Raw genomic sequence first — 13,515 nt, 5'->3', positions numbered from 1 at the left:
GCGCGCGGGACTGCAGGAGCCTCCGAATCCTCGTACCCATGTCAGCTCAGCTCGCCACGAAAAACTGCCGACGTATGCACCCCGTCGAAGTCAACGACGACCGTGACCTCGGAGCGCGAGTTCTTCGGCACCGCGAACGCGTAGCGAGCCTTGGCAGACTTGCCCGGTTGAACCGTTCCCGCAAAATCTGCGACATCGGCGTCTTCGACGTAGACCGGCGCGGCCTGCTCGCCATCCGAGTCAAGAACGCTGATCACCGTCGTGTTCATGTCGAGCGCCCGTTCACCCCCGTTATCCACCTCCACATCGAAGATGGCGAACTCTCGTCCAGGGAAGCGCCCCGGACCTTCCTTGGTCTCCTCGCCGAACTCGACATCGACGATGCGCAGCGTCACCCCGTCGGGGTAGGCGACCTCTTCCTCGATGTCGGCCGGAGTGGCGGTGATGGTCGGCTCGGCGGCATCGGAGCGCTGCACCTTCGGCAGTGGCTCGACATCATCCGGCTTGGAACTCGGCTCGACCGCGGATTCTCCAGGCGTCGTCTCAGGCGCGCTTTCGAGGGGAGTGTCTGTCGGCGAAGGCGTCGCGCCACTCGATGGCGACGCGGACGGCTCGATAGAACCCACAGCGACTGGAGTATCAGTTGACGACGGCGTTCCCCCCACGACGTCAGTGCCGGCCGTGCACGCGCTCAACAGCGCAACGGCGAGTGTGGCAGCCACAAGGCGCCCACTAGTTCCCATGTTCGTCTCCCCCCGAAGAACCACAGGGGGATCGAGATCATCCCATGTACTAGGTATCCCCACCTTCGGCAACCTCGGTTGCACCTGTGGGTAACCTTCCCCCCTGGGTCGTATATAACCATATCTCCACCTACTTGTCACTTTCGTCTTATCCAAAAGTCCAATAGGTGGGATCTGCACATACGACTTAGGTCTACCCTACGACCCGACGAAGGCAAAGCCGCACGGCAACCAACGAAGCCTCGGACCGGCTGCGATCGCACGGACCTCCACGGCCGCAGGGTGTCCCCTGCCTGACACTGGGGTCGGATCATCCTGGTAAAGTCCGCACTCAGATAGAGCCTTGGGGGATCAATGAATATCGACAGCGCTTCTTCACGTCCGCAGCGCGAGGGCGGCTACCGCGACGCCGTCCTCCGGCTTCAGGCCGCCCAAAAGCCCTCAGCGGGGACACCGTTGTACTCGCGTCTGGTGAACCGGCCGCTCGGCCGACGGTTCGCGGCGCTCGCCTACCTGGCCGGCCTGAAGCCGAATCAAGTCACCGGCATCAGCGCGTTCTTCACCTTCTCAGGCCTTGCGCTCATCGCGGTCGTGCCGCCGCACTGGTGGCTTGGAGTTGCGGTCAGCGCGATGCTGATACTTGGCTACGCGTTCGACGCTGCTGATGGACAACTCGCTCGACTTCGCGGAGGCGGCAGCACCCAAGGGGAATGGCTCGATCACACGGTGGACGCGGTGAAGGTCTGCGCCGTACACCTCGCCGTGCTGATCGCGGCGTACCGCTTCTTCGGCGTCGCCGAGCTTTGGCTTCTCGTCCCTCTCCTATACGCCCTCGTCGACACAGCCATGTTCTCAGGTCAGATACTCAAAGACCTGCTTGCCGCGCGCTTCTCCGGAGGTAAACGGCCCGCCTCCACCGCATCGACCGGCGTCCTCCGGGCGATCATGGTGCTGCCGACCGACTACGGGCTTATGTGTCTGGTTCTCCTTTCGTTGGGATTCCCCACGGTGTTCTTCAGCATCTACACCCTCCTCTTCGCCTGTAACGCGATCATCCTCGTGCTCGTCCTGGTGAAGTGGTACCGCGACATGGGCTCGCTCCCGGCGTGAGCCACTGACGCACCTGGACATCCCTGAGAGGAAGACTCATGCATCTCGAAGTCCGCATCGGCTCACGCTCGCAGCGCCGCTGGCACGAAGAACTCATCACCCGGCTCCGCGCGCTACCGGACACCGAGGTATCGGTGCGGATCGTCACGGAGGAGCCGACGAAGGAGCGCAAACAGTTGGAGCGGCTTCTGACGCTGGAACGCCGGCTCCATGGTCTCGCCAAGGGGCTGCTCGCACCCGCCTCGCTCTCCTCGCCAACGAGCCGCAGCGAGGCCGAAAGCACGCCCGACATCGTGCTCGACCTGACCAGCACTCCGGCTCAGGGCACGTGGCGCCTCCTTTACGACGGTCGCAGTGGTCACGACGCCGCTGCGGACGCGCTGCGCGGGGGACGCTTCCCGTTGGTCAGCGTCGTGGATGACTCGGGAGCCGTACGGGCCGCAGGACGCCCCGGCAGCGAACTACCAGGCCTCCTGTCCACAGCGCTGGCGGATCTCCACGCCGGAAGTGTCACCCTGATCGTCGGGGCCGTCTCAGGCAGCCCCTTCGTCACGCCGGCAGACGCAGACGAGAAGCCCGCCTCGCCCCGCCCGTTCGCGCAGATCGCCGCTCGCCGCGTCGTCGGAGCGGCCATCCGCCTGGCCTACCGCATGCTGTACCGCGCCCCGCACTGGAGAGTCGGATGGCGTCGACTGGACGGCCCCGACGTGCTCGACCTCGGCGAATTGCCGAAGAGCGGCTGGGAGGATCTCGACGACGACGGCTACCGCTTCTTCGCCGACCCGTTCCCCTTCGCCCACCAGGGCCGCACCTACTTGTTCGTCGAGGACTTCGACCATCGCACCGGCAAGGGCGTGATCTCCGTCTCGGAGTGGGACGAGAACGGCCCCAAGGGCCTGCCGACGCCGGTGCTCACTCACGAGGTCCATCTCTCCTACCCCTTCGTGCTCGAACACGACGGGGAGATATGGATGATTCCGGAGACCTCCGGCGCGCGCCGCGTCGAACTCCATCGAGCCACCCGCTTCCCCTGGGATTGGGAGCGCCACTCGATCCTGCTCGACGACGTGGAGGCCAGCGACGTCACGGTGTTCACTAATGACGGTCGCTGGTGGATGATGGCGACGGTCGGGTTCGGTGGCTCTCTCTCCGACAGCCTGTGCATCTGGTCGGCACCAGATCTCACCGGACCGTGGACGCCTCACGCGCACAATCCGGTTCTCGTCGACATCGCGAGCGCACGTCCCGCGGGTCACGTGGTGAACAAGAACGGCACGCTGCTACGCCCTGTCCAAGACGGCCGAACCGGCTACGGGGCGGCCCTCGGCATTGCGGAGATCACGAAGCTCGACGACGACGGCTTCGACCAGCGCATCGTCCGCCATCACACCTCCGGCGAGCGTTGGCCCGGCACTCGCCTCCACACGCTGAACGTCGGCGGCGACATCGAGACCATCGATGGATCGCGACTCGTGCCACGATTCTGGCGGTCGCGCGGATAGGTTCACCTGTGGCACCTATGCGGTGCGGGTCTGCCCCTGACCTATCGGCAAAATCTCCAGGTACCGGAAACGCCGTGGAGAGATAGCATCTCTCCACGGCGTTATTCATCAGATCCCTGAGCCGATCCAGACTTCAGGACTGAGCTTGCTTCCGTTCGTTTCGACGATCAACGAACCGCTTACGCAGTTTCTGCCACTCAGTGAGAGCCTTCTTTGCGGTGCGACGCGCCCACAAATAAGCGATGTGCCCCTTCAACGCAATCCACCCACCAGGCGTACGCACCACCGTGAGCTGGAAGAGCGGCCTCCGCTTCGCCTTGAAATCGATCTTGTACGGTTCGTCACCAACCGTCAGATCCAAGTGCTGAAGGCCACGATCAATCGCAGACTGAGCCATCTGGTCCACTGCCAAGAGCCCGAGCGAATAGTTGCGGAGTCTGGCGAAGTCGTATCCGACGAGAAGATGCAGCTCCCGGTCGTCCTGCAGCAGGTTCAGGGCGACCGCACCGATCTCTTCACCAACCCTCAGCACGCTGAGCCTGGCTGGGCCGCGACCCTCTGCACCATCACGAGCAACGGCACGATAGAACTCATAGCAGTCCGGATCCTGCACCAGATCAAGGCCCCCACGTTCACCGAAACGGGCAGCGCGGAACTGGCGCAGTGTCTCAAGCACCGCATCGACCTCGCTCTCAGAGGTCACCGCACGGAAAGTGTGGCCACCCTTGGAACGCAGCCGCTTGTAGGCCTTGTTCAGGTGACGAGTGAAACGTGGTTCGAGACCCCCATGCCAGGACTCAACGTCAACGTCCAACCCGACGAGATGCGCACCGTAGAGGTGCTCCTGGGACCGCGCACCGCTGATGAGATCCCCCAGCGGGGCCGGATCGTCCGGCACCCGCTCGATCCGAAGGAGGTCGAAGCCGCCAAGCGCTGCGCGTACGCGGCTCGCTACGGACGGATCAGCGAGGATCAGCCTCTGATGCTCGGAGTCGATAACAGGAGCCGCATAGTCAGAGACCCCGAGATCCGCGTACTCCACAGTTCGGGCCAGCATGCGTCTGCGCCGAACCATTGGTAGCAGCCCGACGAGACGCTGCTCGCCGGCCGTTCGGATGGTGATGATGCATGGCTTCGCGCCGCGCGCCGGTACGAGCATCCGGTAGAGGTGATCGAGCCACATCCCACTCTGAAAGGCCGTGGCATTCGCCTTGGCGTATAGCGACGCGTACTCGGCACCGAGGAACCGGATCTCGTCTTCTCTCTGAATCGTGTACACGCTTTCCTCGTTCGTCAAACCTGAACCTGAGTCGGCGAATCGTCGCGACCACCGTGATCCGTTGAGCAACTCGAGCCCCCTATCGAATTGATTGCTTACTATCTTCTTCATTTTCAATATATCTCGACACCTAGTGCGACTCCGCGAAACACATCGCCCACCGAATCGTGCCGTCGGCCAGGCTGGACTTTGCTATCGGACACGTATCGACCAATCCGGTCACGATCGTTGGGTACCTGAAGAGCGCTGAGCCAGTTCGGCAAGCCCGAGTGCCGCGATCAGGCCCTCCGCGTATCTCTCCTGGGAGTAGGTGCGGGCGACCGTCTTCGAGTCGGACACCGCCCGCGCGGCGTAGTCCGCCCAGTCGTCGACGATGCGCTCCACCGCATCCGCGAGCGCGGCGGAGTCTCCCGGCGGCACGACGACTCGACTGGTGATGGGCTCCGTGGCCTCCATGATCCCCGGAATCTCCGCGGCGATCAGAGGACGTGCGGCGAGGGCCGCCTCAACCGCAGCATTACCGAACGACTCGTCGGAGACGGACGGCATCACGGCGATATCGGAGCGCGCCAAGGCCCCCCACACGGTGGGTTGGAATCCCGTGAAGGTCACTGCCTCGTCGAGACCGAGCGCGGATACTCGATCCCTCAGCTCGCTCTCGTAACCCTCATTTCCCGGGAACACCGCCCCGACGAGCTCGAGCGCGATGTCACGTCCACGATCGCGCAGGTGCCCCGCGGCCTCGACGAGGACATGCGGACCCTTGCGATGCGAGAGGCGGCCGACGTAGACGATCCTAACCGGACCCTTGAGATCCGGGCGCGGAGGCACCACCTCCGCCGGCCCGGGAACGGCATTGTGCACGATGCGGGCCTTCTTCGCCGCGGCGGAGGCAGCCTGAGCGAGCACCTCAAGGGTGAAGCGGCTGTTGACCACGACGCGCTGGCACAACACCAACGGGACGTAGAGCGCTTTGCGCAGCAGGACGGAGGTCTTGGACTCAGCCTCGTGCACGTGGCACACGACGGAGCGGCGCGCGAAGCGTCCGACGACGAACCACAGGGGCGGGGTGACCGTGTTGACCAGCACCGTCCCGGCGTTCGTGTGCGTGATGAGACGCAGCATGGGACCCCAACTCGACACGGTCTCGCCGATGAGTTGAAGGAGGCCCTTGGGCGAGAGCAGGCCGCGCCGAACGATCGGCGTCGGCTGCTCCACGACGGTCGCGCCGATGTCCGTCATCATCTGGATCAGCGGGCCAGGCCCGGGCACCGTGACGATCACCCGGTATCCGGCACCGACGAGCGCCTTCACGCTCTCGATGGCCATGCGATCGGAGCCATAGAGGTCCGCCCCCGGGTTCGCGACAAGGATGGTCCGCGGATCCCCGGCCATTACTTCACCCAGTACTTGTCAACGAGCTCGCGCGTGCTGCGGATGTTGCGCCTCGACGAGGCTCCGAACACGATGGCCTCGATATTCGGCTGCTCGCACACCCACTGGATGGCCTCGTCGGCCGGGATCGCACCCGACGCGTAGACCGACATCGCCACCGGGCGGAAGTCGTGCGACTCCAGGGCCTTGCGGTAAGCATCCATGCCGCCGGACATCCGGAAGCCGATCTTGTTGATGTTGGAGCAGATCAGCGGCGACGCGATGCCCTGCTTGGCGAGCACCTCGGCCAGCATCGGCAGGTTCATCGTGATGAAGCCGGGCTCGGCGTTGTACTTCTCGCGCACGTGGTTGGCGAAGATGCTGAACGCCTCGTTGAAGCCCATGCCGAGCAGGAGGTCGGTGACGACGTTCTGCAGCCAGATCACCGGGGTGGGCAGGCCCTCGAACATCTTCATCTCGGCATCGATCAGCAGGGTGACCATGCCCTCGATGTCCTTGCCGACGAGCGACGAGGTGCCACGCATGGCGGCGTCGACCAGGCCCGAACCGGGCAGGAAGCGCTTGAGCGCACCCATCATGCCATCGGTGGTGACGGCGTTGGCGTACTTGTGCGCGTACGGCATGCCAGGGAAGAAGGTGAAGTCGGGGTACTGCTCGCGGTTCTCGCGGAAGTACTCGGCCACCTCACCGATCCGGTCGTGCGTGGTGCACATGAAGGTCGTGACGCCCTCGTCGTAGGCGTCCTTGAGGACGTCGATCACGGCATCCGTGCGCTGGAAGCGCATCTGCTGCTGGCGCGCCTTCTCCTCGGACATGTGGTTCACGCCGAAGAACTGGTTGTCTCCGAATAGCAACTTGTCCATGTCAGTCAGCCCCGATTCCCGTTCGCACCGAACGCCCGCACGGCGTCCTTCACCCTCGTCACAAACGACCGCTTGACCACCTTCGGGGCAGCGATCTCCTCGCTCAGTCGGACCCCCGGCCCGCGCTTCGAGTCCTCGATCATGCGCTCGATCAGCTTGTCCGTCTCGACGGCGGACTCGAACGTGTTGATGCCCTCATGTTGCTTCGCCTTGACCCGCTCCACGAAGTGGGCCAGCTGCGCCGTGTACTCCTCGCCGCGCAGGTAGAAGTCGACCTGATCGGTGAGCTCGGTGGTGTAGCGCACGTTCCATCCGGGCTGGTAGCCCTCAGGAATGGCGGTGTCCTCGCGCAGGTAGACCTGCACCTCCTGGCGGTCGGCGAAGATCCGCCCGCCGGTACCCCACAGCGTGATGCGGGTGGTCATCTTGCGCACGGACTCGTCCGACCAGTTGACGGAGACGCTGACCGTCTTGCCGCCGGGGTAGTAGAGGGTCGAGGACACCTCGTCGTCGATCTCGTTGGAGAACACGCGGTTCAGGACCGTGCCGCCGACGCCGACGGGCTGGCCTAGATACCAGTTGATCAGGTTCAGCGGATGCGCCGCGTAGTCGTAGAGGCAGCCGCCGCCCTCGGAGCTCTTGCTGCGCCATGTGCCGCCCTCGGGCTTCAGCACCACCGGGCCGTAGGACTCCGCAAGGCCGTGCGTGACCTCTCCGATGGCGCCGAGATCGAGGAGACGCTTCACCTCGGCGAACGCACCCACGAAGCGGTTGTGGTAGCCGACCTGGGTCACGAGGCCGCGCTGGTTGGCCAGCGTGGTCAGCTCCTCGCCTTCGGTGCCGCTCAGCGTGAACGGCTTCTCACAGAAGACCGAGATGCCGGCATCCAGAAGCTGCTTCACCATCGGGTAGTGCAGCCGCGACGGCGTCGCCACGATGGCGGCGTCGGGCTTCTCGGCCTCGAGCAGCTTGTCGATCGAGGAGTAGGTCCTCAGCCCCGTGTACTTCTTCAGGATGCTCAGCAGGTATCCCGTGGCGTCCACGACGCCCACCACTTCCACGTCCGGCAGAGCCCGGACCATGGACAAGTGCGAGATGCCCATCTTTCCCAAGCCGATAACGGCTACTTTCACCATCACTCATCGCCCCCAATGCGATTCTTCTTACTGAGTCTTGCGGTCTTCTTGGGAAGATACCGATCGAGCAGGCTGCGGTACTGCTCGCCGACCTGATCCCAGGTCAAACCGGCGTGGTAGCGCGCTCGCGCCGCCTCGCTCATGGTGGCCAGGCGTTCGGGAGCGCCGAACACCCAGTCCATCTTCTCGGCGACGTCGTCCGCCGTCGTGAAATACAACTGGTCAGGACCGGCGGTCCAACGGTTGTAGGCATTGTCGTGCGCCAGGACGGGATTTCCGGCACCCAGCGCCTCCACCAGCGACGGGTTCGTCCCGCCGACGGTGTGTCCATGCAGATACATCGCGCTGTGGAAGCGCAGCGGCTGAACGACGTCCGGATCGAAGATCGCCCCAGGGAAGATCACGTCATCAGACGCTGCCTCGACGACCTTGCGGTGGTAATCATCCTTGTCAGGCTCGTAGGTGCCGAGGACGACCAGCTTCTTCGGACGCGGCTTGCGCGAGAATCCTTCGACGATCTCGAGAATCGAGTTCTCCGGGATCGGCCGGCAGATCATGGTGAGATACTCCCCCGGCTCGAGACCCAGCTCACGCACGGGCGCCTCGTCGGCGGTGAGCACCTCGTCGGCACCGTAGGCGATCATCGTGATCTTCCGCTTGGGCGCCCGCGTCCAGAGGTACTTCTCGATCTCAGGATGATCGGCGATCAGATGGTTGCCGGCGGCGGCGGAGAACCGCTCGTTGATGTACAGAATGGCTTGGCGGGTGAACCCCCAGCGAGACCGGGACCATTCGATGCCGTCCATGTTGATCACCATGGGGATGCGCTTGAGGCGCTGCCACACGTTGAAGATGCCGGTGTTGTACCCGAACACGAGGCAGAGATCGTCGAACTTGCTGGCGTGCGCCACGCACTTGAGGTCGAAGAGAGAGGTGCCCTTCCACCCCGGAAGATCGACGGGGACGAAGACGCGCTCCATGCCGCGCCACTCGTCATAGGTGATCTCACCCTTGCCCTCGACCTGGCAATAGACGATCACCCTCCACCCCGCGGCGACGAGGTGAAGGCCCACCTTCTCCGCGGCGGTCTCGAATCCACCGTAGTTGGCGGGCACCCCATGGGTGCCGAGGATGCGTACGGTCGGACGCGCGTCCGACGAGCCCGAACTGGACTGTGCGTCGATCCGGGTCGGTTTGTTGACGTGCACTGGAAGAAACTCCTAATTTCAGCGAAAGGCTGCTGAGGATCCGGCGTTGCCTGGATCAGCGGCCTGCGAGGATCTGTCGTAGAGCCGTCGAGGACGTGTGGGCAGTGTACGGGAAATAATGCACGCTGGCCCCGACGCTCAGCATCTCTGTCTCGAGCTGAGTGCCCTTCGAGGTGCCCTTCCAGTCGTCACCCTTGAAGAGAACGTCGAAGTGGACGCGATCCCAGACGTCGAGCTTGCTGGTCGAGAAGTCGACCACCACCGCGTCGACGATGTCCATCGCCGCGACAACCTGCATCCGCTCCTCGAGCGGAACCATCGGCATCTTGCCCTTGGCGTTGTAGAGCTCCTGGTCGGTCACGACACCTACGACCAGCCGATCGCAGTGCTGGCGAGCACGTCGCAGGAGGTTGAGGTGGCCGATGTGGAACCGATCCCACGCCCCTGGCACATAGCCGAGCACGCCATGCCCAGTCTTGGCGGCCCTCAGGCTGGCCATATCCGATGCCGGGCGAAGGCGCCGGGGTGCGATCCAACGGTCGACAGGCGCAGCGCCCACTCCGACGCTCTCGCGCGCGAAGACGATGTCATTCACGCTGCGCTTGATGCTTCGGTGCGGGTCGAAGATGTCCGCATCGGAGACGTCCCGGATCGCCCCTACGATCTCCAGACGCTCTTTGGCCGGGATGACGGGCAGTTTCCCTGTCACCTGGCGAACCGCTTCATCGGATAGAACGAGCGCTTCCACGCGATCGGATTCTTCTGCGGCTTGGTTTAGAACGTCAACGTCGCCGACATCTACAAGGTCGAACGCGGACAAAAAGAACGCGGTACTCATGTGCACTTCCCCCCATGTGGTGCAACCGTGCAGGCTCCCAACACCTGTACTTGCAGTCATCTTTGCATAACTCCACCTCTTAGACAAATGGCCCAGCACCTCCTGGACAATCGACTAACATTCGCAACGGCAACGCGTGGGAGGCGCCCGGATAGAGATCCTCCACGGCACCGTTCGTCCGATGCGGTAGACAAGTGTCATGACCACCGATCTCGTCTCCATCCGCCACGACCTGCACCGGATCCCGGAAGTGGGGCTCGACCTCCCGGAAACCCAGGCCTACGTGCTGAAAGCCCTGGACGGGCTGCCCCTGGAGATCACCCTCGGCAAAGCCGTCTCGTCAGTCGTCGGAGTGCTGCGCGGTGGCCGCCCGACGACGGGCAAGCGCCCCGTCGTGCTGCTGCGCGCCGACATGGACGCCCTTCCCGTGACCGAGCTCACCGGCCTCGAGTGGGCCAGCACGAACGGCAACATGCACGCCTGCGGCCATGACCTGCACATGGCGATGCTGATCGGGGCGGCCCACACGCTGTGTGAGCGACGCGACGAGCTCGCGGGCGACGTGGTCTTCATGTTCCAGCCCGGAGAAGAGGGCGTCGACGGATGCCGCTACATGCTGGAAGAGGGCCTGCTCGACGTGGCCGGGTCGCGCCCCGACTGGGTATATGCGATCCACGTCTGGTCCGCGCTCGACCCCTGCGGCACGATCAGCACCAAGCCCGGCACAGTGATGGCCTCCTCGGACGTGGCCCAGATCCGCTACATCGGGCGAGGCGGCCACGGCTCCACCCCGCAGCGCGCCGCCGATCCCGTACCCGCACTGGCCGAGCTGGTCACCGCGACGCACGCGATGGTCACCCGCTCCTTCGACGTCTTCGATCCCGTCGTGGTCACCGTCGGGAAGCTGAGCGCCGGCACGATCGCCAACGTGATCCCGGAGGAAGGCGAGGCCCACGCCACCTTGCGCGCATTCTCCCGCCCCACCCGAGATCGGCTCATCGAGAGGCTCCGCGGGCTCGCCCACGGCATCGCCGACGCACACGGACTCACCTGCGACTTCACCCTGATCGAGCAATACCCCGTCACCGTCAACGACGACACCGAGGCCGACGTGGTGGCGGCGAAGGTCGCAGAGCTGTTCGGGGACGAGCGTCACGCACGCTGGGAGCGCCCGCTCGCCGGCGCCGAGGACTTCTCCCGGCTGCTGCTCGAGGCGCCCGGCTGCTTCATCGGCCTGTCGGCCTGCCCACCCGATCTCGATCCGGACACCGCCCCGTTCAACCACTCGGCCTACGCCCGGTTCGACGATTCGGTCCTCGACGACGGTGCGCGCCTCCTGGCCGAACTAGCCTTCGACAAGCTGACGTGACCGTGTCCCGCTCGCGCATGCGCGAGCGGGACACGGGGTAGCTTTCGACACCTGAGGGCGGGGTACTACTTCGTCTTGCTCTTGATCACGTTGATCGTGTGCGACGTCGAGTACTGCGTCCAGGTGGTATCGAGCGAAGGCGCCTCCACGGTGCTCTTCACCACGCCGGTGTCCGCGTCGATCGTGACGATCCTGACGGGGTTGCTCGTGGCCGAGTGGAAGGCACCGACGTAGGACACCACCTTGTTGCCGTTGACTCCGGTATCGACACGGCTGTGAGCGGCGCCCTGGTGACCGGAGAAGGCCAGCTTGATGTTCGAGTACTTCTTGATCAGCTCATCGAGGAGGTACTGGCCAGTGGTGGAGCCGTATCCGGCGTTCGTCTGGTAGATCTTGGCCGAACCCGTCAGGTACGAGTGGGTCTGGACGATCACGTTGTGGTTCGGGTGCGACTCGACGACCTTCTTGGCCCAGTCGACGACCTCCACGCGGGCATGGAACTCCAGAGTCAGGACGAGCCAGTCGGCGCCGTCCGCATTGAAGGTGGTCCACATGTTGTCGACCTTGCCGGCCTCGAACACCCCGCCGACGTTCTTCATGCTCGACAGAGGGAAGTTCTGGTTGAAAGCAGTCGTATCGCGAATGAGCAGCGAGGTATTGCACCGGCTGCCCAGTTTCTCCTTGCATTCCGGGTTATCGGCATACGCACTACCGCCGTACGCCCGACTTCCTGAGACTCCGTTGTGCCCCACGGCAAGGGTGTCGTGGTTTCCGATCGCGATCGAATAGGGGATGCCCGCATTCTTGAGAATGGCGAAGGACTTCTTGGCGACCTCGAACTGTGAGGGAGCCAATGCTCCCCAGTTGACCACATCACCGGTGTGCAGCACGTACTCCAGGCCGTTCTTGGCCCGGTAGTCCACCAACCACTTCGCCCGATTGTCCATGCGGGTATCGCTCGACCCCGTCTCGTTCTGAGTGTCGGGGATGACAGCGAGGTTGAAAGTGCCTCGGGTGTTCGCCGGAGGCGTGGTAGGTGTCGGGGTCACAGCCGGCTTGGTCGGGGCCGGAGTAGTGGGTGCCGGGGTCACAGCCGGCTTCGTCGGAGCCGGGGTCACGGCAGGCTTGGTCGGGGCCGGAGTAGTGGGCGCCGGAGTCACAGCCGGCTTCGTCGGAGCCGGGGTCACGGCAGGCTTGGTCGGGGCCGGAGTAGTGGGCGCCGGAGTCGCAGGAGGCTTGGTGGGTGCCGGCGTGGTGGGCGCCGATGGCACCTCGACCTTCTTGAGGTGGAAGATGGCTCCCTGATCAGACCAGCCTGCCGCAGCAAGCTTCGTGCGCTCCGCCGCGGTCTCCGCGAAGGCATAGTGCTCGCCCTTGACGTAGCGGTGCACGGCCACGGTGCAGCTGGCGGAAGCGGACGCGGCATAGAAGTTCGCGCTCTCCTCGAGCGCGAAGCCACGAGCCTTCAGTTGCTGCACATCCTGGTCACCCACCGCCCAGGCGAAGTCCGCGGTCTTCGAGTTGTAGAGCCGGGCCACCGGCACCAAGCCGTCGCGTTGACGACTGGAGCCGTAGCCCATGACTCCCGCGTCGGCCGAGAAGCCGTAGGCGCGCTGAGCCTGGGTGTGCTCGTCGGCGTAGATCGTCAGAAGATCGGTGACGAGGCCGGGGTTGGTGCTCGTGTAGACGGCCTTGGAGAGGGTGTCACAGCTGACAGCGGCCTGGGCCGAAGCCGAGCCTGGCCCCAGGAGGAATCCTCCAGTGGCCACCCCAAGTGAGAGTAGAAGCGCCGAGACGCGGCGACGGTGAGACATATTGATCCATTCAAGAAAATTTAGGTGAACGTGAGTCATCTTCTCCGACCTACCCCCCGGAGTCGGCATCGGTAGGATAACCACACGAAATCCGAAATCAAAATGCCCGGCAAACGCTGCGATATCTAGTCATAAGGGCAAGAAAAATGGCCACAAAAGATCATTAACCCAAGGTTTATCCCATAGTGGCTAACTATTTTGGCCACCAATTTTTCCGCAGCATGGACGAAAGGTCAGGACGGGGTATCCATAGATCTA

General features: G+C 64.1%; 11 protein-coding genes. 3 read left to right on the top strand and 8 right to left on the bottom strand.

What is annotated here, in order from left to right; all coding sequences use genetic code 11:
* Nucleotides 1-41: 41 nt before the first annotated feature.
* A complete protein-coding gene (locus tag P0D62_RS04305; protein WP_275701389.1) occupies nt 42-476 on the bottom strand; it encodes a DUF4352 domain-containing protein in 435 nt (144 codons plus the stop codon).
* Nucleotides 477-1,097: 621 nt separating this feature from the next.
* Between P0D62_RS04305 and P0D62_RS04300 the strand changes: the two genes are divergently transcribed.
* Nucleotides 1,098-1,853 carry a CDP-alcohol phosphatidyltransferase family protein gene (locus tag P0D62_RS04300; protein ID WP_275701388.1) on the top strand — a complete coding sequence of 252 codons (756 nt, stop codon included), beginning with the start codon at nt 1,098-1,100 and terminating at the stop codon, nt 1,851-1,853.
* A 38-nt stretch (nt 1,854-1,891) separates the two neighbouring features.
* Nucleotides 1,892-3,355, top strand: coding sequence for a glucosamine inositolphosphorylceramide transferase family protein (locus tag P0D62_RS04295; protein ID WP_275701387.1), 1,464 nt, complete (start codon nt 1,892-1,894; stop codon nt 3,353-3,355).
* 133 nt (nt 3,356-3,488) lie between these two features.
* Here the strand turns inward: P0D62_RS04295 and P0D62_RS04290 are convergent, their stop codons facing one another.
* The 6 genes from P0D62_RS04290 to P0D62_RS04265 form a co-directional block, all read right to left on the bottom strand.
* Nucleotides 3,489-4,745 (bottom strand): GNAT family N-acetyltransferase, encoded by a 1,257-nt coding sequence (locus P0D62_RS04290; protein WP_275701452.1) that lies wholly within the window; start codon nt 4,743-4,745, stop codon nt 3,489-3,491.
* Nucleotides 4,746-4,853: 108 nt separating this feature from the next.
* Nucleotides 4,854-5,963, bottom strand: a complete 1,110-nt coding sequence (locus tag P0D62_RS04285) for a glycosyltransferase family 4 protein (protein ID WP_275701386.1) — start codon at nt 5,961-5,963, stop codon at nt 4,854-4,856.
* A 65-nt stretch (nt 5,964-6,028) separates the two neighbouring features.
* Nucleotides 6,029-6,892, bottom strand: coding sequence for a hypothetical protein (locus P0D62_RS04280; protein ID WP_275701385.1), 864 nt, complete (start codon nt 6,890-6,892; stop codon nt 6,029-6,031).
* 5 nt (nt 6,893-6,897) lie between these two features.
* A complete protein-coding gene (locus P0D62_RS04275; protein ID WP_275701384.1) occupies nt 6,898-8,025 on the bottom strand; it encodes a Gfo/Idh/MocA family protein in 1,128 nt (375 codons plus the stop codon).
* 2 nt (nt 8,026-8,027) lie between these two features.
* Nucleotides 8,028-9,236 carry a DUF1972 domain-containing protein gene (locus P0D62_RS04270; RefSeq protein WP_275701383.1) on the bottom strand — a complete coding sequence of 403 codons (1,209 nt, stop codon included), beginning with the start codon at nt 9,234-9,236 and terminating at the stop codon, nt 8,028-8,030.
* A 55-nt stretch (nt 9,237-9,291) separates the two neighbouring features.
* Nucleotides 9,292-10,134 (bottom strand): adenylyltransferase/cytidyltransferase family protein, encoded by an 843-nt coding sequence (locus tag P0D62_RS04265; protein ID WP_275701382.1) that lies wholly within the window; start codon nt 10,132-10,134, stop codon nt 9,292-9,294.
* 139 nt (nt 10,135-10,273) lie between these two features.
* Here P0D62_RS04265 and P0D62_RS04260 point away from each other — a divergent pair, with 139 nt between their 5' ends.
* Complete coding sequence (locus tag P0D62_RS04260) at nt 10,274-11,443, top strand: M20 metallopeptidase family protein (RefSeq protein ID WP_275701381.1); 1,170 nt, start codon at nt 10,274-10,276, stop codon at nt 11,441-11,443.
* Between the two features lie 65 nt (nt 11,444-11,508).
* Here P0D62_RS04260 and P0D62_RS04255 read toward each other — a convergent pair whose 3' ends face one another.
* Nucleotides 11,509-13,212, bottom strand: a complete 1,704-nt coding sequence (locus P0D62_RS04255; protein ID WP_275701380.1) for a metallophosphoesterase — start codon at nt 13,210-13,212, stop codon at nt 11,509-11,511.
* Nucleotides 13,213-13,515: the final 303 nt, after the last annotated feature.

Origin of the sequence: Tessaracoccus caeni (genome assembly GCF_029211185.1) — a bacterium.
Taxonomy (GTDB): Bacteria; Actinomycetota; Actinomycetes; order Propionibacteriales; family Propionibacteriaceae; genus Arachnia; species Arachnia caeni.
The sequence above is the reverse complement of the archived record's forward strand: the minus strand, read 5'-3'. Positions and strand labels throughout refer to the sequence as shown.

Coding starts and splice junctions, on each gene's coding strand:
- P0D62_RS04300 (WP_275701388.1), top strand. CDS start 1,098: ATGAATATCGACAGCGCTTCTTCACGTCCGCAGCGCGAGGGCGGCTAC.
- P0D62_RS04290 (WP_275701452.1), bottom strand. CDS start 4,745: ATGAAGAAGATAGTAAGCAATCAATTCGATAGGGGGCTCGAGTTGCTC.
- P0D62_RS04280 (WP_275701385.1), bottom strand. CDS start 6,892: ATGGACAAGTTGCTATTCGGAGACAACCAGTTCTTCGGCGTGAACCAC.
- P0D62_RS04265 (WP_275701382.1), bottom strand. CDS start 10,134: ATGACTGCAAGTACAGGTGTTGGGAGCCTGCACGGTTGCACCACATGG.
- P0D62_RS04285 (WP_275701386.1), bottom strand. CDS start 5,963: ATGGCCATCGAGAGCGTGAAGGCGCTCGTCGGTGCCGGATACCGGGTG.
- P0D62_RS04295 (WP_275701387.1), top strand. CDS start 1,892: ATGCATCTCGAAGTCCGCATCGGCTCACGCTCGCAGCGCCGCTGGCAC.
- P0D62_RS04260 (WP_275701381.1), top strand. CDS start 10,274: ATGACCACCGATCTCGTCTCCATCCGCCACGACCTGCACCGGATCCCG.